Here is a 24,675-nt window from a genome sequence, read left to right as displayed (position 1 = left end):
GGTCATGCGCTGGCGAATGACCGTCATGCCCGGTTCGCCCTTCATCGGCCAGCGCATCTGCCCACGAGCGGCGTCGATGATCGGACTGGTGACGACATCGTCGGTCGCGGTCTCCACGAGCTGGTCCGGGGGCGGCGCCCCCGGCAACGGCGCCGCGCCGCGCCTCGCCGGACCGCGGGTCTCAGACCCTCCGCGCAGCCTCCACATCCAGCCGGGTGGCAACCCATGCCCCCACCAGGGCCACGCAGGCCATCGGCAGGAACACGACCACGAACGCACCGGGGTGCGAAGCCCCGCCCCCCTCCACCACGGAGTGCGCCGCCCCCACCGCTCCCCCGCCCAGCGCGGCGAACGCCGCCCCGCCCGCAGCCAGCAGCACCACGTTCGCCAGCGCATCCGAGATCTGCAGCGAGGCGGAGTTCGCCCCCGCCTCCTCCGGCGCCGACAGCTTCAGCAGCAGCACGCTGGTGGAGCCGATGACGAGCCCCATCCCCAGGCACCCCAACGCCCACACCAGCGCCAGGATCCACACCGGCACCCACTCCACGAGCACCGCCGGCGCCCCGGCGATGGACGCCGCGACCATGATCATGCCCAGCACCATCAGCCGTTCCCGGTACGGCGCCACCCGCCCCTGCGACTGCACCCACGAGCCGGCCGCCCACGTCACCCCGCCCAGCGCGAGCGAGAACCCGGCCATCGTCGGGCTCAGCCCCCGCTGGGTGACCAGCATCAGCGGTACGAAGCTCTCCGCCGCGATGAACGACCCCGCCGCCACGCCCCGCAACAGCACCACCGACGGCAGCCCGCGCCGCGCCCGGTAGGTCCCGCGCGGCAGCAGCCCCAGCACGGCGGGCACCAGCAGCGCCGCCCCGGCGATCCCCGGCACCAGCGACAACCACCTCAGATCTTGGGCGGCGTACTGCAGCAGCCCCGCACCGGCCGAGATCCCGAGCGCGAGCCGGATCCGCCGCCGGTCGAACGACACGGGCGGAGCCTCGGGGTCCACCGGCCCGGAGGCGCTGCGCCGTATCGCGGGCAGCGCCACGGCCAGCGGTACGAAGACCAGCGCGGGGATCCCGAGGAAGACCCAGCGCCACCCGAGCTGCTCGGTCACGGTTCCCGCGGCCAGCGGTCCGACGATCGAGGGCACGACCCAGCTCGCCGCAAAGGCCGCCATGATCGCGGGCCGCAGCCGCTCCTCGTAGGCCCGGCTCACCACCACGTACAGCGCGACGATGACCAGCCCGCCGCCGAACCCCTGCACGGCCCGCCCGAGCACGAACATCCACATCGTCCCGGCGGTACCGGAACACACCAGCCCGGCGGCGAAGGACCCGATCCCCACGGTCAGCGGCCGCAGCGGCCCCTGCCGGTCGGCCCACTGCCCGGAGAGCACCATCGCGAAGAGGCTGGTGGTGAAGTAGGCGGAGAAGCCGAAGGCGTAGAGCCCGATCCCGTTCAGCTCCCGGGCGGCCACGGGCATGGCGGTCCCGACGGCGGTGGCCTCGAAGGCGATCAGAAAAATGACGGAGATGATCCCGATGCTGAGCGTCCGGTACGCGGGCCCGAGGATCCCGCCCTTCGGTTGGTCGGGTATCGGTCCGGCTGGTGCAGCAGCTCGCTGTGGGAGGACGCTCATCGCCCCAGAGTAAGGCCCGTACCGCTCTTTCGACCCTGTCATTCCGACCGATCCCACCCCCTCCCCCAGCCCTAGGCCAAAGGTCCTACCCGCCCCCTCCCCCCTCCCTCTGTGAACGCGGCATGGCAGTCACATTGCACGCCCCGCGCATCCCTTCCCCACCCTCCCGCACCCTCGTACGGTCATACCCATCACCACCACCCAGCCGTGTGCCCGAGTGGTTGAGGGACTCGCCTGCAAAGCGAGTTACGCCGGTTCGATTCCGGTCACGGCTTCTACGGCGAAGGCCGCTCAGGGGACGAAGATCCCCTGAGCGGCCTTCTTCGTGCCCTGTCCAGCTCAGCCCGCGGGCAGTGCCGTGACCTGCTCGGGCAGCCCGCCGCCGGACCGGCAGCCCAGCTCCTTGGCCAGGGCGCGGGAAGCGGAGTGGGCGATGAGGAGGTAGTCGGCGCCGAGCTCGGGGTTCCTGGATGCCCGTTCCCACTGGTCCTCGAAGGTGGTGGTGACCCTCAGGGTCCCGATGGCCCCGACTCTGGGGCTCTCGCAGTCGAAGGAGATCGCCCGGGCGTTGTCCCTGCTCGTCACCTGGACTCCTTTGTCCCGTACGCCACCGGGCCCCGGCCTCAGCCGGATCTCCGCGACGCGGCTGCCCGTTCCGACCTGGCCCGTCGCCAGACAGACCGGTACGGGGCCCATGTCCTCCACGGCCTGCGCCATGGCGGCGGCCCCGACGGCCTGGGCATCGTCCGGGACCAGGTACCCGGACTGGAGCACTCGGGTCAACGCCTCTCCGGCCGCCGCGTCGAGCATCCCGGAGCAGGCCGATTCCGTCTTCACGTTGGGGTCCCTCACGGGAGGCTTCTTCGCCTCGGTTTCCCCACCGCATCCCGCGATCAGGACCGCACTCGCCACGAGCACGCACCACCGCGCTCTTCGCGGCTTCACTCGCCCTCGTCTGGGCGTCGGCGTACATCCATGACCCGTCCTTCTCCGTACATTCCTGAGCGGCCTTCTCCTTGTCGTGCGTCAGGGCTTCGGGAGGGCGGCGGCCTCGGCGGGCAGCCCGCCGCTGTTCTCGCATCCCGATTCCTTGGCGATCGCGAGCGCGGCGGAATGGGCAAGAACCAGGTAGTCCTCTCCCAGGGCGGCGTCGCCCTTGCTGTTCTGGTACCGGTCCTCGTACGAGGCGGTAATCCGCAGCGGCACGGCGCGCGTGGAGCCGACACGGGTGCTCACGCAGTCGAAGGACACGCCGCGCTGCTTGTCTGCGCGCACCACCCGGACCCCCGTTCCCCCTGCTCCCGGGTCCCCGGGGGCCGTGCTCCCGGCGGCGATGCGGATCTCCCCGACTCGCTTCCCCAGGCCCACGGATCCGGTGACCGTGCACACGGGAGCGGTCAACTCCCGGGGTCCGGCCCCCTCGCGGTAGGCCTCCTCCAGAGCCTTGCCCATCGCCGCGACACCGACGGTCTGCGCGGCGTTGTTGACCACTTGCGAGGACTGCAGCACGTCCATCAGCGCCTTGCCGGCAGTATCGGTGATCAACCCCGGGCAGGCCTCCGTCCGCTCCACTTCCGGACGCTGCTTCGCGGAACGGGACGGCTTCGGCTCGGGGTCCGCCGAGCCGCATCCCGCGATCGCCGCCACGAGCACCGCGAGTGCCGCAACGCGGGCAGTGCGGGTGGACCGGGCGGTGGGCGCCATCGGGGCGTTCTTCTTCGCGGTCATCAGGATGTCCCCTTCGAGCTGTCCACCAGGTCCCGGCCTACCGAATGGGCGACCGAGGACTGCGCGGAGGCCGCACCGGCCAGCGTGTCGATGTCCTTCGGCGACAGGCCGGAGTCGGCGGCCGCGTTGCGCACCGCGTTCGCGGCAGCGCCACTGGTACTCGCATCGCTCTGGGAGTACATCTCCGCCACGGCCTTCTCCGTGTCGCCGACCTTCTCCTTGCCCTTGTCCTTGGCCTCCTCGACGAAGTGCTCGGTGACGTCCTCCTGAACCCACTCCACGATGTCGCCTGCGAGCGGCACCAGTTCGAGGTACTTGCCACCGGCGGCGGTGATGCCGCGGTTGATCCACTTGGCTCCGTCCTCGACGCCCTTCACATACTCCTCGTTGGTGTGGGCCGTCGCGGCGTGCATGCCCTGGGCGCGGGCCTCCGTCATCATTCCGGCAATCTGGCCACCAGGCTGCACCGCGACCTCCACCGCCTCACCCAACAGGGTGGTTTCGCCCCGGTGCTGGATCACATCGTTGACGAGAACCGCCGTGAACGCCTGGTTCGCGTTGGTGATCGCACCGTACGCCCCGGGGTCCTGGCCGACCGCGCCGAGGAACCGGGTCACCGTCGCCTCGTCGAAGTCGGCCATGGATCCGGCGACCTTGATCTGCTGCCCGCCGTTCTCGGCGGCCGCCTGGAGGTCCGGAACGTACTCGGCCGCCATGTTGCCGAAGTGGCCGGCCATGGAGCCGAGACTCGGCTTCTTGTCGCCGTCGTCGGGGTCCTGCGCCACCAGGGACGGGTCGTCGCCGATCTTCTGGACGACCCGTTCCATGACGGAGGTCATCTCCTCGGTGTGCGGTACGGGCTTCGCGTCCTCGTCGCCCGCCGCGCGGCCGGATACCGCCGCTTCCAGGGCGCCGCCCAGCGCGTCCTGCGCAGGGTGCACGTCACCCGTCTTCGCGATGTCGAAGCTGTCCATGTACGGCTTCTTGTCGAGCATGTAGTCGACCATGCCCTGGTCCTTGCCGTGCTGACCTCCGACCGCCTTGTCGTCCTTGGTGACGATCCCGTCACCGTTAGAGTCCTCCCGGACCGGCTCGTTGAAGAAGGCCGTCGCCGCGTCCGGGTTGTTGCCCAGCGCCTCCATCAGGCCCGTCAGCGGGTAGAAGCCGCGGCCGCCGCCCTCGCCCTGGTTGAGGACCGAGGCGAGGCCGTACGGCGTGTGGTACTCCCAGGCCTTCGGATCCTTGCGGTCCATGGCGACCATGCCGCGGCCGACCGAGGTCAGGAACTCCGTGTCGTACGTGCCCTCGCGTATGAGCGCCCCGAGCGCCTGGTAGCCGTAGATCGTCGTCACACCGCCGGTGACCTGCATCTCCTTGCGGCCGGCCTTCATCAGCTGGGTCGTCCACGCGGCGTCGAGGTGGTTCGGCACGTCCTTGTGCGTGGCCAGGCCGAGCATCGCCCCCATGTCGCTCTGGATGTTCGCGACCATCAGCGCACGGTCCCTGCCCGCGACGCCGAGGCTCGTGGCATCCAGGGACATGGTGGCGTACATCTCCAACGTTCCCTCGGCGCCGACCGTCCGGTAGAAGCCCGTCGCGAACTCGGGGTCCTCTCGGTTGTCGTCGAGTAGGTCCTCCAGCTCGCGCAGGGCCTCGGGATTTCGGGCCGTGCCGCCTTCGCCAGTGACCCTCTTCATCAGCGCGGCCGCCCGGTCGGCCTGTTCGGCGTCAAGGGTGCCGTACTTCGGCGCGGTGAAGTTGTTGTCGTCCGTGACGTTGGCCTGGAGCGCGCGGACGAGGGAGTCGTCGGCGTCCTGGGCGTCCTCGACGGCCCGGTTGACCCGGTCCTGCCACAGGCCCTGATTCTTGCGGAGGGACGCCTGGTAGTCCGGATCGTGCTGGGCCGCGTAACGGTCCTGGGCGTCGGCGAGCGGAATGGCGGACACCCGCCCGCTCTCGTCTATCCGAAAGCCGGCAGCCGGGGCGTCCGCGACCAGCTTCTTGATCTGCTCCTGGACCGCCTTGATGGTGGCGTGGCCGTCGGTGAGCAGGAGGTGGATGCCCTTGGCCTGCTGAGCCGCGTCGTCGAACTCCTTGGCCGTCTTGTCGATGAAGGGGCGGGCGACGACCGCCGTGACGCCGTTCCACTGGGCCTTGTCCGACTTGGCCTTCATGCCGTCGCGTGCCGACCCCGCCAGCTCGTCCAGCTTCTTGACCATCGCGGCCCAGTCGGTGATCGCCGTCTGGAGCGGGCCCAAGGGCGCGTTCATCACGTTCTCGTACGTCAGCACGTGTCCGTCGCCTTTACTACTTGAGGAGCTGGTCGATCTTGGAGGCCGTGAAATCGGCGTGCAACTGCTGCTCTTCCTTGCTGTGCGAGGAGAGCGAGTAGTTCAGCCCGTTGGAGATGTTCGCGCAGGCGGCGACGAGGGTCTTGAGCTGGCTCTCCCAACGGGTGTTGACCTTGAGCAGGGCCGCGCCACTCGCGAAGCCCTCGCGCGTGAGCGCGCCGGCCGCCTCGGCGGTGGAGGCGGCGGCGTGCTTGCCGTCGGTGGAGAGCCGTGTGTGGAGCTTGTAGGCCTCGGAGCCGACCTCGCCGATGTGGTCCTGGTCGAGCTCCAGATCGGCACTGCCACCGCCGGGGCCCGGCGCGGCCGGGACGCTGTTGAGCCGCGTGGAGACGTTGGCGGCGGCAGCGCTCCGGGCCGTGGACCATTCCTGGTCGAACGACATGCTGTGACCTTCCCTTCTGGACCTTCCCGTGAGTCAGCGGCTCCGGCGGCGGAGGACAACGGCGGTGACGGCTCCGCCGATGAGCAGGCACGCACCGAGCCCGAGGGCCAGCCCGACATAGGGGAGATTGCTGCCGCCGACGCCGTCGTCCTTCTTCACGTCGGCCTGGGGAGCGGGGGCGGGGGCGGGGGCCCCAGGGCTGGCCGAGGAGGAGGCTGAGGGAGCCTTCGTCCCGGTCCCGCCGCCGGCTGCGGCCAGGTCGGGGAGCGGGTAGACGTCCGCGGGGCCGGGGTCGCCGGGATTGGGTACGGCGATGCGGGGGCGGACGGTGCCGTAGCCGATGAAGTCACTGCGCTCGGCGCCGTCTACGGGCTTGCCAGCGGTGTTCATCATGACCCGGAGCACCTGGTTGTTGGTCCAGTCCGGGTGGGCGGACCAGATCAGCGCGGCAGAGGCGGAGGCGAGGGCGGTGGCGTCGCTTGTGCCGTGGTTCTTGCACAGCTGACTCTTGCCAGCGCAAGCCGTCACAATGTCGACCCCAGGTGCAGACAGATCTACCTGAGCTCCATGCTGCGATTCTGCCGTCACCTTGCCATTCGCGTCGACGGCTCCGACACCCACCACGCCGGGAGTTGCGGCCGGGTAGAGAACCCTGTTGCCCGCGTCCCCGTTGTTTCCCACACCAGCAAAGATCAGCTTCCCCTTGGAAAGGGCGTACTTCACGGCATCAAGGCGTGCCGGATCTTCATTAGGTGTAGCCAGGGAGATGTTGATGATCTTCGCGTCTGTATCTGCCGCATACCGAATCGCTTCGGTCCAAGCAGGGTTCGCTGGGTTCTCACCCTGCGGCACACGAATCGGAAGGATCTTGGCTCCGGGCGCAAGCCCGAACGCCCCGTCACCACTGGGGTGATTGCCCGTAGCCGCGATGATCGCGGCCATAGTGGTTCCGTGGTCGTTCCAGTCCGTTCGCTCATCTCCCTTGTACGAAGACGGTGCGTAATCCTTCCCGGGGAGAACTTGTCCCTCCAGCTCCGGGAGACGTTCTACACCGCTGTCGATGATGGCGACCGTTACGCCCTTACCTGTACTCGTCTTCCAGATGTCATCGGCCTTCATCGACGTGAGATGCCATTGCTGGGACCGGATGGTCTCCGCATGCGCCGGAGTCGCAGCAACCCCGGCCAGCAGAAGACCCACCAAGGCCGCCGTCGCCTTACGCATGTGCATCCCTTGCAACGTCCGCTCCACTCAGTCGATCACCGGCGGAACGACGCGACCGTCGCCCTGCCACGTCTCTTCGTCCTCAGCCAGGTAGTCAGGGCGCTCACCCTGTCGGCCATCACCACGTCGGCCCGGAGTAGGTGCACCAGCACCACCGTGGCCCATAGGACCAGCCATTGGACCCGCACCCGATCCACCGCGAACCAGCCCGGAACCGCCCTGAGTAAACGGCTGACCACCAGCGATTGAGCGACCGCCCGCACCCGGCTGGTGTCCACCGACGACGCCACCCGCTTCGGTGGCGAGACGGCGACCGGCCATGGGACTGCCGAGACCGCCTTGCGCCCCGCCACCGCCCATACCCATGCCGCCGCCCATACCCATGCCACGCCCAGCCGTCTGTGCGCCCTCACCACCGATGACCGTGCCACGCGGAATGCTCGCGCTCGGCCCACTGGGCGTCACCGGCCGGCCGCCCGAGATCCCGCTGTCGCGCGGAGGCAGCCCGGCAACACCGCCTAGTCCGCCGCCCTTCCCGCCAACCCCGCCGGGGCCGAAGCCGCCCGGGCCGACACCGCCGATCGGCTTCGGTACGCCACCGCCCGGCGGCAGCGTCAGGGGCGGGACGAACCCGCCGGGTGTGACACCCGGACCACCACCGCCCGGACCGACCGGACTGGGGCCTCCGGGCACTCCCGGGGCCGGTGGAAGGGTCGTGCTCGGCGTCGGGCCCACGGTGTCGAGACCGGTACCAATGTTGCGGTCCGGGGGCACCGGAACGGGTGCCGGCGACGGCTGCGGTCCGGACGCAGAACCGGAGCCAGGCGGCGAACCACCAGGACCTGCTGGTGACGGGGCATACGACGAGCCGCCTGCCCCAATTACCCCCTGCGAAGCCCCTCCAACTACCCCTGGAGCAGCCCCTCCGTTAGCCCCCTGAGCAGCCCCTCCAGACCGGTGCAGATGTTCCCCACCGTCGACGTCCCCTGGTACAAACGTTGCCGGAGGCGGCGGAAACGTCGGAATCTCCGCCCTCTCCATCCCAGTGGCCGAAGCCTCATACCCCTGCGCCAGCTTCGTCATCTGCTGGATCGCCTGCTGCCGGTCGCCGCTCAGCTTCGAGTGCGCCTGCATGCCGATCTGCGCCGCGTCGGGGTCGTTGCGGTACTCGCGGGCCGCGTCGAGGTTGGCGGCCGCCGCCGAGTCGTACTTCGGCATGTTGGCCTTGACCTCGATGACGACCTGGCTGGCCTGCGTCAGCTGCTTGCCGCCCTCGGCGCTGTACTCGCCCAGGCGCAGCGTCGCGTTGCCCGTGCGGCTGACCCAGTCCTGGAAGGCCGTGGCCGATTCGCCTTCCCAGCCGGTCGTCCGGTGGTCCTTGAGGCTCTCGCCGATCTCCTTGATGGTCGCCGCGGCGTCCGTCAGCTGGGCGCCGCGCGCCTTGAGGGTCTCCGCATTGGCCGAGGCGAGCATGGCCAGCAGTTCCTGGTGCGTGTAGCTCTCGAAGTTCGATGCCATCAGAAGCCCCCACCCTGCGTTGCACCTGAAGTTGCGCCCTGGGACGCCGAGTTGTACGGAGGCGGAGATGCGAGCGGATCCCGTTCCGGGGCGTAGTTCGCGAGCGGATCCCGTTCCGGGACGTAGTTCGCGTCGGCCTGCTTGCTGATCGCCAGCATCCGCCGCTGTGTGTCCTCGTCCACGCCCTCGAAACCACGACCGCTCGTCTGGATCGCGATGCCCAGCCCCTCGATCTGGTCGGCCAGCCCCTTCGACAGCGCAACCAACTGCGCGTGCACGTTCGAGTAGGCCGCGAACAGGCGCTTGGCCTCCGCGAAGCCCTCGCCGAGGGAGTTCTCCGGGATCGTGCCGTCCGCCAGTTTCTTGTCGCTCGCCGGGGAACCGTCCAGCTTCAACAGCAGACCGTCGACCCGCTTCTTGTAGTCCGTCAGCGATTCGTACTCAACCTGCAGCGCGCCCAGAACCGCCGGCGAGGCTACGCCCACGCCGAAGTCCCGCCCGAACACGCCCGGCCCATAGTCCACTGCCACGATGGCCTCCCCGACTCCCCGTCGTCCCCGTTCACACCCGCTTCACGCGCATTCGCACACACACGTCGCCAGTGTCCACAAACACTCTATCGACAGAGTCCGACAGGCCCAAGTTCCGGGTTGCAGGTGCAATCAGGGTCACAAGGTTACGAGTTGGGCGCCGCCACCGCCGCCGATGGCCGGATAGGGAGCCTGTTGACCGGGCGGCCCGTGGCCGCGCGGACCGCCGAGGCCACCGCTGCCGGGGCCGTGACCACCGGGACGGCACTCGCCGGCTTGGCGCCGAAGGGGGCCACCACGTCGCGTTCCTCGACGAGTTTGACGATGCGGACCGTCGGGGCGTCCAGGGAGGTGGGGAGGGCGTAGCCCGTCAGATCCGGGTGGCGGATCAAGCCCGAGGCCGTGCGGAGGTTCTCCGTCAGGGCCGCGCCCACGCCCTGGATGACGCCCGCTTCGATACGTGCTTCCAGCTGGCGGGGGTTGAGGACGCGGCCGACGTCCTGGGCGACCGCCAGCTCCACGACGCGTACCGAGCCGAGCTCGATGTCCACGTCGACCACCGCGCGGATCGCGCAGAAGGCCAGGCCCACGAAGGCGTCGCCCTGGCCGTCCCCGTCCAGCGGCTCCGTCGGGTGGGGGCGGCACTGGGCCGTGGCCCAGAGCTCCTTGCCCTCCATCGCCTCCGCGACGGTCGTGGAGAAGGCGCCGTCGTACGACGTGATCCGGCCATCCGCGATCTGGAGGAGTTCGATGGACATGCCGAGCTTGTGGGCCATCGGCTGGAGGAGTTGGGTGCGGACCATCTTCGCCGCGCGTTCCACCGCGCCGCCCGAGACCCAGGTGTGGCGGCCGTGGGCTGAGGGGCCCGCCGGCGGCTGGTCGGTGTCGACCGGGGCCGTGACGACCTCGTCCACGCCCAGGGTCTCCTGGACGATCTGGCGGGCGAGCGTGGAGAAGCCCTGGCCGGTGTCGACGGCGGCGCAGATGACCGTCGCGGCGCCGCCGACGATCTTCACGGTGGCCGTGGACACCTCGTCGGCGCCCTCCGCGCCGAGCATGTGGACCATGCCGACCCCGTACCCGACCCCGCGCCGAACCGCGCCCGGCTCGCCCGCGCCCTCCAGGCCGCCCGGGAGCAGCCAGTCCTCCTCCGGGGTGTCCTTGGGGAGGGCGGGCAGTTCGTGGTCGCGGACCGCGCGCAGGAGTTCCGCCACGGGGGCGGGGCAGGTGACCGTCTGGCCCGTCGGGAGCAGGTCGCCGGTGGCCAGGACGTTGCGCAGGCGAAGCTCGGCGCCGTCGATGCCTAGGGCCGCCGCCAGCTTGTCCATCTGGCCCTCGTAGGCCGCGCAGACCTGCATGGCGCCCTCGCCGCGCACGTGGCCCGACGGGGGGTTGTTGGTGCGTACCGCCCAGCCTTCCACGAAGGCGTGCGGGACGACGTACGGGCCGCAGGCGAAGGCCACCGCCGCCGCCAGGGATTCCGAGGAGGCGTCGGCGTAGGCGCCCGCGTCCATCAGGATCTGCGCCTCGACCTTGACCAGCCGGCCCTCCGCGTCCGCGTGGTGGCGGTAGCGCAGCAGCGTCGGGTGGCGGTGCGGGTGGCCGAGGAAGGACTCCTCGCGGGTGGCGGCCAGCTTCACCGGGCAGCCGGTGCGCAGGGCGAGGAGGCCGAGCGGGAGCTGGAACGCGGCGTCCTCGCGGTCGGCCGTCGCGCCCGGGACCCCGGTGACCACGACCCGTACGCGGTCCGGTTCGAGGCCGAAGCAGGCGGCGGCCAGGTCGCGGTCGGTGTGCGGGTCGGTGGAGGCGGTGTAGATCTCCACGCCGCCGTCGGGGCGCGGCACGGCCAGTCCGGCCTCGGCGCCGATGGGGGCGGGGTCCTGGCGGCCGATGCGGTAGAGGCCCTCGACGACGACCTCGCCGGTGGCTTCGGGGTCGCCGTAGCGCAGCGGGATGTGCCGGATCAGGTTGCCGTCGGGGTGCAGGTCGGGGGCGCCGAAGGCCTGTTCGGGGTCGGTGACCGGGTCGAGGAGCTCGTACTCGACGGCGATCGCGGCGGCCGCGAGGCGCGCGGTGTCCGGGTGGTCGGCGGCGACGGCGGCGATGGGCTCGCCGTGGTGGCGGACCACGTCGTGCGCGAAGACGGGCCGGTCGGCGATGCGGCGGCCGTGGGTGGTGGCGCCGGGGACGTCGGCGTGGGTGACGACGGCCCGCACGCCGGGCATCTCGACGGCGGCGGAGGTGTCGATGGAGAGGATGCGGGCGTGGGCGTGCGGGGAGCGCAGCACGGCGGCCCAGAGGAGGCCCTCGGCCCACAGGTCGGCGGCGTAGGGGAAGGTGCCCTCGGTCTTGGCGCGGGTGTCGGCGGCCGGGACGGACGCGCCGATGCCGCGCGGGACGGCCGACTCCGACGGCTCCGCGCCCTCGGAGATCGGTGTCGCGACCGTTACCGGGACCGTCGCCGCGTCGTGGGCGCTCACGCCGTGCCTCCCTCGTGGGTGCCGTGGTCGCCGTGGAGTCCGTGGTCGCCCTGGTTGCCCTGCATCCCGTGGTTCCCCTGCATCCCCTGCACCCCCTGCATCCCCTGGTTGCCCTGCATCCCGTGGACGCCGCCCTCGCCCGGCGGGGCCTGGTGCGGGATCCGGGCCTCGGCCGAGGCCGCGGCGGCCGCTTCCGCCGCCGAGCCGCGCTCGGCCACGACCTCGCGCACGGCCTCGATGACGCCCGAGTAGCCCGAGCAGCGGCAGAGGTTCCCGCACAGTGCCTGGCGGGTCTCCAGCTCGCTGGGGGCGTGGTTGCCTTCCAGCAGGTCGTGGATGGTCATGGCCATGCCGGGCACGCAGAACCCGCACTGCACCGCACCCGACCTGCACAACGCCTCTTGTACGTCCGACAGTTCCCCGTCGGTCGCGAGACCTTCCACGGTCCGGACCTCGCTGCCCGCCGCGGTGGCCGCGGGGACGAGGCAGGAGGCGACGAGCCGGCCGTCGACCTGCACGGCGCAGGCGCCGCATTCGCCCTGCGAGCAGCCGTCCTTGGCGCCGGCGAGGCCGAGGCGCTCGCGCAGCACGTAGAGGAGGGACTCGCCGATCCACGCGCCGGTGACGGGGCGGTCGGCCCCGTTGACGCGCAGCACGTAGGAGGCCGACGGGTGCTCGTGATGGGCGACGGCCGCGGCGTCCGCCCCGTCGGCGGCTTCTTCCTCGTACGTCGCCCCCTCGCCCGGAATCCCTTCGGCCGCCCCCGCCGGAGCGGTCTCGACAGCCAGGTCGGCGTCGTCCGTACCCGGCGCGGGCGCGGCCACGGCTCCGCCGGCGGCCGGCACGGCTCCGCCGTCACCCGGCTCCGCCTCGACGGCCCCGCCTCCGGCCCGGTCCCCGGCCCCGGTCCCGCCCTGGTCCCCGGCTCCGCCCGAGCCCGGCACGCCTGCGCCGAACCCGTGCTCCGCCTCGACGGCCCCGGCCCCGGCTGCGCCCGCGGCCGCGACCCCATCGGCAGCCACTACGTCGTCTGCACCCCGGGCTTCGTCAGCACCCCCGGCTTCGCCCTCGTTCCCCGGATGCGGCCGCTCCCCCGAGTCCGGGACCTGCGCCGGACCGTGGGCGGCTTCGATGTCGTGCGGGGCCGGGTAGCCCGGCTCCCCGTCCAGCGGGGTACCGACGCCCGGGCCGCCCAGCACGCGCGGTCCGCGCCCCAGGGCCGAGGCGGAGCCGAAGGGTCCGCCGGCCTGCACGGAAGCCCCGGGAAGCACCCCGGAGCCCAGCGGGTCGGAGCCCGGCCCGTCCCCGCCCGGCTGCTGCGCCACGTACCCGCGCGCACCCTCGAAGTCCGGATGGGTCGCCCACGGGGCCGCGGCCCCGCCGGGCAGTGTCGCCGGGGCCTGGCTCCAGTCGGCCGAGGCCGCGAGCTGGCCGAAGCTGCCCGTGTCGCCCGTGCCTCCCGGGGTCCACACGTCGCTCGCCGCCGCCTCGGGGAACCGCCACTCGGCGGTGGACCCCGGTTCGTGCGCGGCGGCCCGGCTCCCCGCGAAGGGGTCGCCGAAGGACTCCGCGTAAGGCTCCCCGAAGGGCTCGGCGAAGGGCTCGGCGTAAAGCTCCCCGTAGGACTCCGCGACGGGCTCGGCCGCCGGCTCCGCCGCCGGATCCGCGAACGCCGCGGCCACCGACGCCGGAATCGGCACCGACGCCGGGATCGGCGCCCGCGCCGCGGCCCCCGAGCCCGTGCCCGTGTCCGCCGGAGCCGCCGCACCGGCCTCCGGCCACTGCACCGGGATGGTCCAGGTGCCGGTGGCCGTCGGATCCGTACTCCCCGTGCCCAGCGGCACGATCATCGGCGGCGGCACGTAGCCGTGCCCGGGGGCCGCGAGGGGCTCCCCGGTGCCGAGTGCGTCGAGCATGTCCTGCGGCAGCTTCACGAAGGCCGTCGCGTCGGAGTCGTACTCGCCGCCGTGCGGCACCGGCTCCCAGCCCCAGTTGGAGCCCGCAGGACCCGCGGGACCCGTGTTCTCGTTCTCACTCATGAGCTCAGCGCCCTCCCCAGGGCCCTCCGTGCCAGTACGGCCACCGTCCGCCGCAAATGCAGTACTGCGGGAGCCACCGGCTCCCCCTGGTCGGGCACGCACGCCGCCGCGACGTACTCGCCGAAGGCTTCCAGCGCCTCGGGGGCCAGACTGCGGTCCCCGTCCCAGTCGATCAACGAAGCAACCCACTGCTCGGCTTCCAGCGGCCGCAGCGGCATCGGGGCGACCGCGCCGATCGCGCAGCGCACACCCCGGCGCGCGGGGTCCAGCACGAGCCCCACGGAGGCCGTCGCGCGCCCCGGTCCCGTACGCCCCGTGGCCTTGAGGAACACCTGCGGCGCGTGCAGCAACGGCACCCGCACGAAGCCGATCAGCTCTCCGGGGCGGAGCATCTCCCGGCCGGCCAGCAGGTGCGAGACCGGGATCTCGCGCCGCGATCCGCCGGGCCCGACGATGACGAGTACGGCCTCCAGCGCGGCCAGCACCGGCAGCGCGTCGCCCGTCGGCGCGGCCGTGGCGATGTTGCCGCCCAGGGTGCCGGCGTTGCGGATCTGCGGCGGGCCCGCGGCGCGCGCGGCGGCGGCCAGGGCCGGGATCAGGGCGGCGAAGTCCGGCCGGCCCATGCGCGCGTGCGTGAGGCCGGCGCCGAGCAGCGCGTGGCCGTCCTGGTACTGCCAGCCGCGGATCTCGTTGATCCGGCCGAGGCCGACCAGGGCGGCGGGGCGCAGGAGTCCCGCGTTGACGGCGGCCATGAGGTCGGTGCCGCCCGCCACGGGGACGGCGGCGGGCATGGCCGCGAGCGCCGCCACGGCCTCGTCGAGCGAGGCCGGCAGCGTCACGGACTGCGCCGCGTTCCCCGCCCGCGGGTCGCTGCGGGGCCCCTGGGACGAGTCCCGTGCCTGCGGTGCGTGCGGTGCGTGCGTGGTCAACCCAGCTGCCCCTTCCCGATGTCCCGGTCCCGGCGCTCACGCCTGTCCGCCGTACGGTACGTGCTCACCGCCTGGACGTGGCAACTCTGGCACATCTTCCGGAGCACCGGACGCGAGGGTCCACCGCCCGCGCACCACCGGCGACACCACCCGCGCAGCCCCACGTACCGCCCCACGCACCACCCGCGCGATCCCACCCCGATCCCACCGCGATCCGGCCGCGATCCGGCCGTGATCCGGTCCCGCTCCGCCCCCGATCCCACCCCGGCGGAGGCCCGTTCCCACCCCGGCGGCGCCCCGTTCCCACCCCGGCGGCGCCGCTCCGCACCCCTTCCGCGCGAGGGAGCTCGCGCTCCTCCCCGCGGGGGGGGGCTCGTCACACGTTCGGGGGCGCTCCCTCGATCGGGCGGCCGAGCACTCCGGGCCTGCGCTGCCACGGCAACGGACCGCCCGGCGGCCGGTAGTCGACGCCGAGGGCGTCCAGGCGCCGGTAGTGGGCCGTCATCCGCGCCTCGAAGTCCGCGTAGTCCCGCTCCTCCGGCTGCGGCAGCCGGGACCACACCACCTCGGCGAAGGCCGCGAGGCGCGGGAACACCTGGTAGTCGACGCGGCTCTGGTCCTCCATCACCTCGGTCCACACGTTGGCCTGCGCGCCCAGCACGTGGGCGGCGGCCTCTTCGGACAACTTCGGCGGTACCGGCTCGAACCGGTACACATCCTCCAATGTCCGTACGTACCCGATGGGCATCGGCTCGTCCTCACCGGCCGCCTGACGGTGGTCCAGGTACACCTGCTGCTCGGGGCACATCACCACGTCGTGGCCGGCCTCGGCGGCGGCGATGCCGCCCGCGTAGCCGCGCCAGGAGGACACGGCCGCTCCCGGGGCCAGTCCGCCCTCCAGGATCTCGTCCCACCCGATGAGCCGGCGGCCGCGCTCCGCGAGCCAGCCGTCGAAGTGCCGGATGAACCAGGACTGCAGACCGTCCTCCCCGTCGACCCCCAGCTCCCGGATCCGCTCCTGGGCCACCGCGGACTCCCGCCACTGCGCCTTCGGGCACTCGTCGCCGCCCACGTGCACGAAGGGCGAGACCTCCGCCGGGAACAGCTCCAGCAGCTCCTCGAAGACCCCCTCGTAGAACCGCAGGACGGCCTCGGTGGGCGCGAGCACATTCTCGTTGACGCCCCAGTCGTCCCACACCTCCAGCGCCGCCGTGTCCACCACGTCCGTGTTCCCGAGCTCCGGGTACGCGGCGATCGCTGCCTGCGAGTGCCCCGGCACGTCGATCTCCGGCACCACCCGCACGTGCCGCTCCGCCGCGTACGCGACGATCTCGCGCAGGTCGTCCTGGGTGTAGAAGCCGCCGTGCGGGGTCTCGTTCCACAGCGGCGAGGCCCGGTGGCCCCACCGGCTGCGGGCCCGCCACGCGCCGACCCCGGTGAGCCGCGGATGGCGCTTGATCTCGACCCGCCAGCCCTGGTCGTCCGTCAGGTGCAGGTGCAGCACGTTGAGCTTGTGGGCGGCGAGCAGGTCGATGTACCGCAGCACCCCGTCCTTGGGCACGAAGTGCCGGGCCACGTCGAGCATCATCCCGCGCCAGCCGAAGCGCGGCCCGTCCAGGAGGTCCCCGACCGGCAGCCGCCACACCGCTCCGGGCAGCGGCGCCCGCCGGCAGGCGTCGGGCCCGAGGAGCTGACGCAGCGTCTGGGCGGCGTAGAAGAGGCCCGCCGCGTCGGCGCCCTCCAGGAGGACGGACCCCGCCGTGAGGTGGAGCTCGTACGACTCCGGCCCGGTACCCCGCCCGATCTCGGGGCGCAGCGCGAGCCGGATCACCGGGCGTTCGCCGTACGCCTCCCCGCTGACCGGGGCCGGGAGCGCCCAGCCGGTGGCGGCGCCGAGCTCGCGGCGCAGCCAGCGGGCCGTGCCCTCGGCGCCGGGTCCGGCGTCGAGGAGCGGGTCGGTGAGCTCGTACGTGCCGCCGTCGGGCAGGAATCGCGCGTACCGCGGCTCCGGAATCAACTCGGGCATGGCCTCGACTCCTCCACCGTTGCATCAGGTGCAACGTACGTTTCACAGGGCGCTGACGCGGCGACCCTAACCCGCCCCCAGGGCACGGCAAAGGCCCCCGGACGCACAGGTGCGCACCGAGGGCCTTCGTCCCGCTTCGGGAGGGCCGGACGACTACTTTCCGTCCTTGCCGCCCTTGTCCTTGTCCCCGCCGGGGCCCATGGACTCGTAGATCTCCTTGCACATGGGACAGACCGGGTACTTCTTCGGGTCCCGGCCCGGTACCCAGACCTTGCCGCAGAGCGCGACGACGGGGGTGCCCCCGAGCGCGCTCTCCATGATCTTGTCCTTCTGGACGTAGTGGGCGAAGCGCTCGTGGTCGCCGTCGCCGTGGGACACCTGCGGCGTCGGCTCTACGAGGGTCCCCGTACCAGTCCCGCGATCGGGCTCAAGAGTGCTCATGACTGCCAGGGTACCGACCCTCGCGCGCGAGGGTTGAGCGGCGGCCGGACGGACGGGGCCCGGGCAGCGGCCCGGACGGCGGGCTCAGTTCAGCGACGGGTCGTCCGGGTACGTGGCCACCATGGCCAGCTCGCTGCGCTGGCGCCGCAGCACGGCGCGCCACAGCCGCTCCGGATCGGGGAAGGAGACGTCGCCCGGCTCCGAGTCGACGACGTACCAGGCGCCCACGCCCAGTTCCTCCTCCAGTTGCCCCGGGCCCCAGCCCGAGTACCCGGCGAAGATGCGCAGGCCCCCCAGGGCCGCCGCGAGGAGTTCGGGCGGGGCCTCCAGGTCGACGAGGCCGATCGCCCCGTGCACGCGGCGCCAGCCGAGCGGCCCCTCCTCGCCCGGGATGACCGCCAGCCCCAGCGCGGAGTCCAGCGCCACCGGGCCGCCCTGGAAGACCACTCCGGGGTCTCCGGCCAGCGGGGCCCAGGACAGCAGGACGTCACCGACGCCCACCGGGGTGGGGCGGTTGAGGACGACGCCGAGCGAGCCCTGCTCGTCGTGGTCGAGCAGCAGCACCACCGCGCGGTCGAAATTCGGGTCCGCGAGGGCGGGGGTGGCCACGAGCAGCCGCCCTGTGAGGGAGGACACCTCGGTCATGGCGACATGATCTCGCACATTCGCCCGTGAGGGGGAGTGGACGGCACATCCGGACCGTACGCAGCTCAGGGCGCACGGCGGCAGCGCGGGGCGCGCACGGGCCGCCGGCCCGATCCCGGGCGGAAGGAGACGCTCCGCCACCTGGCGGGCACCGAGGGTGTTGTGGCGAATTCATGACAGTCCTACGGCCCCGTCAGCCTTACGAACAGGGGGGTCATGCCCCTTACCCTTTTCACTGGCCCCCCTGCCCACCCCTCTCCGGAACGCGAGATTCATGACCGGCATCAGTGACGATGTACTGCTTGTCCACGGCGGAACTCCGCTCGAGGGCGAGATCCGTGTCCGCGGCGCGAAGAACCTCGTACCCAAGGCGATGGTCGCGGCCCTGCTCGGCAGTGAGCCCAGCCGGCTGCGCAACGTTCCCGACATCCGGGACGTCCGGGTCGTGCGCGGGCTGCTCCAGCTGCACGGGGTGACCGTCCGCCCCGGTGACGAACCGGGCGAGCTGGTGCTCGACCCCTCGCACGTCGAGAGCGCGAACGTCGCGGACATCGACGCGCACGCGGGCTCTTCGCGCATCCCGATCCTCTTCTGCGGCCCGCTGCTGCACCGGCTCGGCCACGCCTTCATCCCCGGCCTCGGCGGCTGCGACATCGGCGGCCGGCCGATCGACTTCCACTTCGAGGTGCTCCGCCAGTTCGGAGCGACCATCGAGAAGCGCGAGGGCGGTCAGTACCTGGAGGCCCCGCAGCGACTGCGCGGCTGCAAGATCCGCCTGCCCTACCCGTCGGTCGGCTCGACCGAGCAGGTGCTGCTGACGGCCGTCCTCGCCGAGGGCGTCACCGAGCTCAGCAACGCCGCCGTCGAACCGGAGATCGAAGACCTCATCTGCGTCCTGCAGAAGATGGGCGCGATCATCTCCGTCGACACCGACCGGACCATCCGGATCACCGGTGTGGACCGGCTGGGCGGCTACAACCACAAGGCGCTCCCGGACCGGCTGGAAGCCGCTTCCTGGGCGTCCGCGGCCCTCGCCACCGGCGGCAACATCTACGTGCGTGGCGCGCAGCAGCGTTCGATGATGACCTTCCTGAACACCTTCCGCCGGGTCGGCGGGGCGTTCGAGATCGACGACGACGGCATCCGCTTCTGGCACCCGGGCGGCCCGCTCAACGCCATCGCGCTGGAGACGGACGTCCACCCCGGCTTCCAGACCGACTGGCAGCAGCCGCTGGTCGTGGCGCTGACCCAGGCCACCGGCCTCTCGATCGTCCACGAGACGGTCTACGAGTCCCGCCTGGGATTCACCTCCGCGCTCAACCAGATGGGCGCGCACATCCAGCTGTACCGGGAGTGCCTGGGCGGCAGCGCCTGCCGCTTCGGCCAGCGCAACTTCCTGCACTCCGCCGTCGTCTCGGGGCCCACCAAGCTCCAGGGCGCCGACCTGGTCATCCCCGACCTGCGCGGCGGGTTCTCGTACCTGATCGCGGCGCTCGCCGCCGAGGGCACCTCTCGGGTCCACGGCATCGACCTGATCAACCGGGGCTACGAGAACTTCATGGAGAAGCTCGTGGAACTGGGCGCCAAGGTCGAGCTCCCGGGCGGCGACCTCGTCTGACCGGCACTCCGGTACGCCGGTACGCCGTAGATCCACGCAGACCGGCCCAGAACGCCCCCACAAGCCCCGTACAGGGCCTGTGGGGGCGTTCTGGCTCCCGGGGGCCACCCGCCGCGCCGGGAGCGCCGAGAGGCGGCCACCCGGTGCCGGGTGGCCGCCTCTGGCGTAATACGTACTACTGCCGTCCCGAGGGCCGGTGCGGCCCTCGGCACAAGGGCGGACTACTTGCCCTTGGCGGCTTCCTTGAGCTTGGAGCCCGCGGAGACCTTCACGCTGTAGCCGGCCGGGATCTGGATGGGGTCGCCGGTCTGCGGGTTGCGCGCGGTGCGAGCGGCACGGTGGGTGCGCTCGAAGGTCAGGAAGCCGGGGATGGTGACCTTCTCGTCGCCCTTGGCGACAATCTCGCCGACGGTCTCGGCGAGCGCGGCCAGAACGGCGTCGGCGTCCTTGCGGGTCACCTCGGCGCGCTCGGACAGAGCGGCCACCAGCTCACTGCGGTTCATGTTGTACTCCCGTGTTCAACGTGCCTTAGAGGCGTGAGATCGAAGCCGATGCTGCCAGGGCCCTAGGACAGTCCCCGGACCCGGGTCTGACGTCAGACCCTCTCGCCCGGTTACGCATCCTGCCCCCACCACCGGCGGGAAAGCCAATCCGGCACCCGCCGGGGTCACACGAAAAGCGCCACAGTCACGCCGCGGTGACGCTCCGTCCGCACCGGAAGGCGTCCGGATGGTGTCCGGATGACGTCCGGCAGACGCAGACCGCGGGCCACGCGGGCATCCCCGCAACCCTATGGGCGGCCCGGGGGGCCCGCATCCCGCGACGCGCCGGGGATCAGACGGAGGTGGGCGCCGTCACGGCCGCGGAGGCCGCCTTGCGGACGGCTCCGGCGACCGCGCCCGCGACCTTGTCGTTGAAGACCGACGGGATGATGTAGTTCGCGTTCAGCTCGTCCTCGCCGACCACGTCGGCCAGGGCGCTCGCGGCGGCCAGCATCATGTCGGTGTTCACGGTGCGCGACTGGGCGTCCAGCAGGCCGCGGAACACACCCGGGAAGACCAGCACGTTGTTGATCTGGTTCGGGAAGTCGGAACGGCCGGTGGCCACCACGGCGGCGGTCTGGCGGGCGATCGCCGGGTCCACCTCGGGGTCCGGGTTCGCGAGCGCGAACACGATCGCGCCTTCCGCCATGGCGGCCACGTCCTCGCCGCTGAGCACGTTGGGGGCCGAGACGCCGATGAAGACGTCGGCGCCGACCACGGCCTCCTTCAGAGTGCCCGTGTACCCCTCGGGGTTGGTGTTGTCGGCGATCCAGCGCAGCGGGGAGTCGGGGGCCGCGTCGACGAGGTCGGGGCGGTCCGCGTGCACGACACCGTGGATGTCGGCGCTGACGGCGTTCTTGACGCCCGCGGCGAGGAGCAGCTTGAGGATGGCGGTACCGGCGGCGCCGGCGCCCGACATGACCACCTTGACGTCGCCAACGGCCTTGCCCACCACGCGCAGTGCGTTGGTGAGGGCGGCGAGGACCACGATGGCGGTGCCGTGCTGGTCGTCGTGGAAGACGGGGATGTCGAGGGCCTCGCGGAGCCGGGCTTCGATCTCGAAGCAGCGCGGCGCGGAGATGTCCTCCAGGTTGATGCCCGCGAAGCCCGGGGCGATCGCCTTGACGACCGCGACGATCTCGTCGGGATCCTGGGTGTCGAGGCAGATCGGCCAGGCGTCGATGCCGGCGAAACGCTTGAAGAGGGCCGCCTTGCCCTCCATGACGGGCAGCGCGGCCATCGGGCCGATGTTGCCGAGGCCCAGCACGGCGCTGCCGTCCGTCACGACTGCGACGGAGTTGCGCTTGATGGTCAGACGGCGGGCGTCCTCGGGGTTCTCGGCGATCGCCATGCACACGCGGGCCACGCCCGGGGTGTAGATCATCGAGAGGTCGTCGCGGTTGCGGATGGGGTGCTTCGACTGCATCTCGATCTTGCCGCCGAGGTGCATCAGGAAGGTTCGGTCGGAGACCTTGCCGAGGCTGACGCCCTCGATCCCGCGGAGCTTCTCGACGATCTCGTCGGCGTGCGCCGTGGACGTCGCGGCGATGGTGACGTCGATACGGAGCTTCTCGTGGCCGGATGCGGTCACGTCGAGGCCGGTGACCGAGCCACCGGAGGACTCCACGGCGGTGGTGAGCTGGGAGACCGCGGTACCGCTCGCGGGCACTTCCAGGCGGACCGTCATCGAGTACGAGACGCTGGGCGCCGTTGCCATGGCCGTGTTCCTCTTCTGTCCCTGGTTCTTGTACACACAGGGTCCCGCGCTGCGCCGCCGAGCACATGGCAGGTATGGCAGGACCTGTTGTCCGATCGTCCCACCTACCAGCCGGTACAAGGTAACCAGCTACAAATTTCGGAAGAACTCTTCCACCATACGAGATAACCGGGGTCTACGGAATGGGTGGCCCATACAAAAAGGTCCGCGCCCCCCACTGGGTGGAGGACGCGGACCTGGTGCTTCATACGTCTATGACACCGACCCGCCATGCTCGCCTCGCGGCAAGTGGTCGCTCTAGGCGACTAAGGTTGGGCCCGGGGGCTTGGATCGAGTCGGTGCCGTAACCCAGGCTAACAAAGGTTCGCCCGAAGCGATCCCCCCACCGGAGACCGGTTGCGGGGACCACGCCCTTGGCCGCCGACCAACCGGCCCTATGACGGGCTCACGGCCGGTTCAGCCGACGGGCGGCTCACCGTTGGTCAGCCGACGGGCTCACGGCTGGAGCAGCGCCGCGACCCCCTCGGCGTCCGGCGAGTCCCGATCGGTGGAGATCACCGTCAGCTGCTGCGTCGCGCGCGTCAGGGCCACGTAGAGCACCCGCAGGCCGGCCGGGGACTCGTCCGCGATCTCCGCCGGGGAGACGACCACCGTGGCGTCGTACTCCAGGCCCTTCGCCTCCAGGCTGCCCAGGGCGACCGCCCGCTCCCCCAGGTCCGCGAGCCAGCCCGCGGCCTCCGCCCGCCGGTCCATGGCCACGACCACGCCGACCGTGCCGTCCACCTGCCCCAGCAGCCGCCGGGTCTCCTCCACGACGGTGGAGCGCAGGTCCTCTTCGTTGGGGGGCACCGCCGTGAAGCGCGGCAGCAGGCCCGTGGAGCGCACCGCGGTCGGCGGCTCCGTGCCCGGCGCCGCCAGCTTCAGCACCCGCGAGGCGACCTCGGCGACCTCGGCCGGGTTGCGGTAGTTCACCGTCAGGGTGAACTTGCGCCGCGGCCGGGTGCCCAGCGCCTCGTCGCGCGCGGCGGCCGCCTCCTGCGGATCGGTCCACGAGGACTGCGCCGGGTCCCCGACCACCGTCCACGTGCCGCCCCGGCCCCGGCGGCCGACCATCCGCCACTGCATCGGCGTCAGGTCCTGCGCCTCGTCGACGATGACGTGCGCGTACTCGGTGCGCTCCGCCGCGAGCCGCTCGGCCCGCTCCCACTGGGTCTCCTCGTGGGTCGGCATCAGCTCCTCCAGCCCGCTCAGCTGGTCCAGCGGGTCCATCTGCCGCTTCCGCTTGGGCCGCGCGGGCGCGCCCAGCAGCTGCAGGAGCTCGTCCAGCAGCGCCACGTCGTGCACCGACAGGGCGCCCTTGCCGTCCGGGCCCACCCGGCGCAGGGAGCGCGCCACCTGCCGCGTCTCGCGCGGGTTCAGGTCCCGGCGCGACCAGCGCGACAGGCGCCGCTCGTCCGCCATGGAGGCCAGGACTCGGCGCGGGGTCAGCTCGGGCCACCAGGCGTTCAGGAAGTCGATGAACGCGTCCTCCGTCGAGATGTCCTCGTCGAAGGCGGAGCGCAGCTCGGCCGCGAGCTCCGGATCGCTGTGCCGGCCGGCCCCGCCGGACTTCGAGTACAGCGCGTCCAGCAGGAGCTTGCGGGCGCGCGGGCGCAGCAGGTTGACCGGGGCGGTGCCGGACAGGACGTTCTGCCGGATCCGGTCGAGGTCGCCGGCCTCCAGCTCCTGGCGGCGCCCGAAGGCCACCACGCGGAGCCGGTCGGGGGCCGGGGCCCCGCCGGGACCGCCGAACTCCAGGGCGCCCCGTACGGCCTTGCGCAGCACCTTCAGCATCCGGGACGAGCCCTTGATCCTGGCGGTGGACGGGTCGTCGTACGTGGTCGCCTCGGCCCCGTCGACGAGCGAGCCGAGCGCCCTGATGGCGACCTGGCCCTCCTCGCCGAGGGAGGGCAGGACGCCCTCGGTGTAGGCGACGAGCAGCGGCGTCGGGGAGACGATCAGGATGCCGCCGGAGTAGCGCCGCCGGTCCTGGTAGAGCAGGTAGGCGGCGCGGTGCAGGGCGACGGCGGTCTTGCCGGTGCCCGGTCCGCCCGCGACCTCGGCGACCGAGGCGGCGGGCGCCCGGATGACGAGGTCCTGCTCGGCCTGGATGGAGGAGACGATGTCGCGCATCGAGTGGGTGCGGGCCCGCCCGAGGGCGGCCATCAGGGCGCCGTCGCCGATGGCGGGCAGCTCCTCCCCGTCGAGGAAGGCGGTCACCTCGGGGCGCATCAGGTCGTCCTCGACGCCGAGCACCTTGCGGCCCTTGGAGCGGATGACCCGGCGGCGCACGACGCGGCCGGGCTCCTTGGGGGTGGAGCGGTAGAACGGCGCGGCCGCGGGGGCCCGCCAGTCGATGACGAGCGGCGCGTAGTCGGAGTCGAGGACCCCGATGCGGCCGATGTGGAGCGTCTCGGCGATATCGGCCGTGAGGTCGGTACGGATCGCGTCGTCGGCGGGATCGACGGAGGTGAAGGCGCCGTCGGGGCCCCGCTCCCCGTCCTTGCCGAGGACCAGGTCGATGCGGCCGAACAGGAAGTCCTCGAACTCGTTGTTGAGACGGTTCAGGTGGATTCCGGCTCGGAACACCTGCGCGTCCCGCTCCGCGAGGGCGCCGGGCGTGCCGACCTGGCCACGCTTGGCGGCGTCGTTCATCAGGAACTCCGCCTCGTGGATCTTCTCCTCAAGGCGTCGGTACACGTGATCGAGATGCGTCTGCTCGACCGCGATCTCCCGATCGCGGACGGAATCCGCCGTGCTGTCGACAGCGGCATTCTGCGCGGCCACCAAGGCCCCTTTCTGACGTGCATGGGCAGCCGTCAAC

At 71.9% G+C, this 24,675-nt stretch carries 18 protein-coding genes, 1 tRNA gene and 1 pseudogene; 2 read left to right on the top strand and 18 right to left on the bottom strand.

All coding sequences use genetic code 11. The annotated features are described in order from the left end of the window. Together AC061S_RS29985 and AC061S_RS29980 are read right to left on the bottom strand one after the other, a co-directional pair. A pseudogene (locus tag AC061S_RS29985) lies at nt 1-126 on the bottom strand (XRE family transcriptional regulator); the annotation flags it as partial. Nucleotides 127-181: 55 nt separating this feature from the next. Continuing rightward, nucleotides 182-1,642: an MFS transporter gene (locus tag AC061S_RS29980; RefSeq protein ID WP_478689018.1), complete on the bottom strand. Its 1,461-nt coding sequence runs from the start codon at nt 1,640-1,642 to the stop codon at nt 182-184. A 203-nt stretch (nt 1,643-1,845) separates the two neighbouring features. Between AC061S_RS29980 and AC061S_RS29975 the strand changes: the two genes are divergently transcribed. Further along, nucleotides 1,846-1,917 (top strand) — tRNA-Cys (locus tag AC061S_RS29975). 64 nt (nt 1,918-1,981) lie between these two features. Here AC061S_RS29975 and AC061S_RS29970 read toward each other — a convergent pair. The 13 genes from AC061S_RS29970 to AC061S_RS29910 form a co-directional block, all read right to left on the bottom strand. Continuing rightward, nucleotides 1,982-2,494: a hypothetical protein gene (locus AC061S_RS29970; RefSeq protein WP_478689017.1), complete on the bottom strand. Its 513-nt coding sequence runs from the start codon at nt 2,492-2,494 to the stop codon at nt 1,982-1,984. A gap of 174 nt (nt 2,495-2,668) precedes the next feature. After that, a complete protein-coding gene (locus tag AC061S_RS29965; protein ID WP_478689016.1) occupies nt 2,669-3,370 on the bottom strand; it encodes a hypothetical protein in 702 nt (233 codons plus the stop codon). After that, on the bottom strand, nt 3,370-5,661 hold the full coding sequence (locus AC061S_RS29960) for a hypothetical protein (protein ID WP_478689015.1): 2,292 nt from the start codon (nt 5,659-5,661) through the stop codon (nt 3,370-3,372). Before AC061S_RS29960 ends, AC061S_RS29965 begins: the two co-directional genes overlap by 1 nt. A gap of 16 nt (nt 5,662-5,677) precedes the next feature. After that, a complete protein-coding gene (locus tag AC061S_RS29955) occupies nt 5,678-6,103 on the bottom strand; it encodes a hypothetical protein (protein ID WP_478689014.1) in 426 nt (141 codons plus the stop codon). A 33-nt stretch (nt 6,104-6,136) separates the two neighbouring features. Then, a complete protein-coding gene (gene mycP / locus AC061S_RS29950; protein WP_478689013.1) occupies nt 6,137-7,327 on the bottom strand; it encodes a type VII secretion-associated serine protease mycosin in 1,191 nt (396 codons plus the stop codon). Between the two features lie 27 nt (nt 7,328-7,354). Continuing rightward, nucleotides 7,355-8,845, bottom strand: a complete 1,491-nt coding sequence (locus tag AC061S_RS29945; RefSeq protein WP_478689012.1) for a WXG100 family type VII secretion target — start codon at nt 8,843-8,845, stop codon at nt 7,355-7,357. Then, on the bottom strand, nt 8,845-9,375 hold the full coding sequence (locus AC061S_RS29940) for a hypothetical protein (protein WP_478689011.1): 531 nt from the start codon (nt 9,373-9,375) through the stop codon (nt 8,845-8,847). The genes AC061S_RS29945 and AC061S_RS29940 overlap by 1 nt, the downstream gene beginning before the upstream one ends. Before the next feature lie 146 nt (nt 9,376-9,521). After that, the gene (locus AC061S_RS29935) at nt 9,522-11,807 is read right to left on the bottom strand and encodes a xanthine dehydrogenase family protein molybdopterin-binding subunit (protein WP_478689023.1); all 2,286 of its coding nucleotides are present in this window, start codon (nt 11,805-11,807) and stop codon (nt 9,522-9,524) included. A gap of 44 nt (nt 11,808-11,851) precedes the next feature. Continuing rightward, complete coding sequence (locus AC061S_RS29930) at nt 11,852-13,894, bottom strand: (2Fe-2S)-binding protein (RefSeq protein ID WP_478689010.1); 2,043 nt, start codon at nt 13,892-13,894, stop codon at nt 11,852-11,854. Next, complete coding sequence (locus AC061S_RS29925; protein ID WP_382976312.1) at nt 13,891-14,823, bottom strand: FAD binding domain-containing protein; 933 nt, start codon at nt 14,821-14,823, stop codon at nt 13,891-13,893. Before AC061S_RS29925 ends, AC061S_RS29930 begins: the two co-directional genes overlap by 4 nt. Nucleotides 14,824-15,199: 376 nt before the next feature. Then, nucleotides 15,200-16,849: a beta-N-acetylhexosaminidase gene (locus AC061S_RS29920; protein ID WP_478689009.1), complete on the bottom strand. Its 1,650-nt coding sequence runs from the start codon at nt 16,847-16,849 to the stop codon at nt 15,200-15,202. A 153-nt stretch (nt 16,850-17,002) separates the two neighbouring features. Next, nucleotides 17,003-17,290, bottom strand: coding sequence for a DUF3039 domain-containing protein (locus AC061S_RS29915; protein ID WP_243337322.1), 288 nt, complete (start codon nt 17,288-17,290; stop codon nt 17,003-17,005). Nucleotides 17,291-17,374: 84 nt separating this feature from the next. Then, nucleotides 17,375-17,935 carry a YqgE/AlgH family protein gene (locus AC061S_RS29910; RefSeq protein ID WP_478689008.1) on the bottom strand — a complete coding sequence of 187 codons (561 nt, stop codon included), beginning with the start codon at nt 17,933-17,935 and terminating at the stop codon, nt 17,375-17,377. A gap of 274 nt (nt 17,936-18,209) precedes the next feature. Here AC061S_RS29910 and murA point away from each other — a divergent pair, with 274 nt between their 5' ends. Beyond that, nucleotides 18,210-19,553 carry a UDP-N-acetylglucosamine 1-carboxyvinyltransferase gene (gene murA / locus AC061S_RS29905; protein WP_383951820.1) on the top strand — a complete coding sequence of 448 codons (1,344 nt, stop codon included), beginning with the start codon at nt 18,210-18,212 and terminating at the stop codon, nt 19,551-19,553. 221 nt (nt 19,554-19,774) lie between these two features. Here the strand turns inward: murA and AC061S_RS29900 are convergent, their stop codons facing one another. The 3 genes from AC061S_RS29900 to AC061S_RS29890 form a co-directional block, all read right to left on the bottom strand. Then, nucleotides 19,775-20,056 (bottom strand): HU family DNA-binding protein, encoded by a 282-nt coding sequence (locus AC061S_RS29900; RefSeq protein ID WP_007264399.1) that lies wholly within the window; start codon nt 20,054-20,056, stop codon nt 19,775-19,777. A 331-nt stretch (nt 20,057-20,387) separates the two neighbouring features. Then, entirely contained in the window at nt 20,388-21,812 is a 1,425-nt protein-coding gene (locus AC061S_RS29895) for an NAD-dependent malic enzyme (RefSeq protein ID WP_478689007.1), read from the bottom strand. A gap of 495 nt (nt 21,813-22,307) precedes the next feature. After that, a complete protein-coding gene (locus AC061S_RS29890) occupies nt 22,308-24,638 on the bottom strand; it encodes a HelD family protein (protein ID WP_478689006.1) in 2,331 nt (776 codons plus the stop codon). Between the last annotated feature and the right edge of the window lie 37 nt (nt 24,639-24,675).

The sequence above is a fragment of the Streptomyces sp. CA189 genome (assembly GCF_056428985.1).
This window is presented reverse-complemented; position numbering and strand designations above follow the sequence as displayed.

Excerpts from the sequence above, each read along its gene's own strand:
- AC061S_RS29980 (WP_478689018.1), bottom strand. The coding sequence starts at position 1,642 with ATGAGCGTCCTCCCACAGCGAGCTGCTGCACCAGCCGGACCGATACCC.
- AC061S_RS29965 (WP_478689016.1), bottom strand. The coding sequence starts at position 3,370 with ATGACCGCGAAGAAGAACGCCCCGATGGCGCCCACCGCCCGGTCCACC.
- AC061S_RS29955 (WP_478689014.1), bottom strand. The coding sequence starts at position 6,103 with ATGTCGTTCGACCAGGAATGGTCCACGGCCCGGAGCGCTGCCGCCGCC.
- mycP (WP_478689013.1), bottom strand. The coding sequence starts at position 7,327 with ATGCGTAAGGCGACGGCGGCCTTGGTGGGTCTTCTGCTGGCCGGGGTT.
- AC061S_RS29945 (WP_478689012.1), bottom strand. The coding sequence starts at position 8,845 with ATGGCATCGAACTTCGAGAGCTACACGCACCAGGAACTGCTGGCCATG.
- AC061S_RS29930 (WP_478689010.1), bottom strand. The coding sequence starts at position 13,894 with ATGAGTGAGAACGAGAACACGGGTCCCGCGGGTCCTGCGGGCTCCAAC.
- AC061S_RS29920 (WP_478689009.1), bottom strand. The coding sequence starts at position 16,849 with ATGCCCGAGTTGATTCCGGAGCCGCGGTACGCGCGATTCCTGCCCGAC.
- AC061S_RS29915 (WP_243337322.1), bottom strand. The coding sequence starts at position 17,290 with ATGAGCACTCTTGAGCCCGATCGCGGGACTGGTACGGGGACCCTCGTA.
- AC061S_RS29910 (WP_478689008.1), bottom strand. The coding sequence starts at position 17,935 with ATGACCGAGGTGTCCTCCCTCACAGGGCGGCTGCTCGTGGCCACCCCC.
- murA (WP_383951820.1), top strand. The coding sequence starts at position 18,210 with ATGACCGGCATCAGTGACGATGTACTGCTTGTCCACGGCGGAACTCCG.
- AC061S_RS29900 (WP_007264399.1), bottom strand. The coding sequence starts at position 20,056 with ATGAACCGCAGTGAGCTGGTGGCCGCTCTGTCCGAGCGCGCCGAGGTG.
- AC061S_RS29895 (WP_478689007.1), bottom strand. The coding sequence starts at position 21,812 with ATGGCAACGGCGCCCAGCGTCTCGTACTCGATGACGGTCCGCCTGGAA.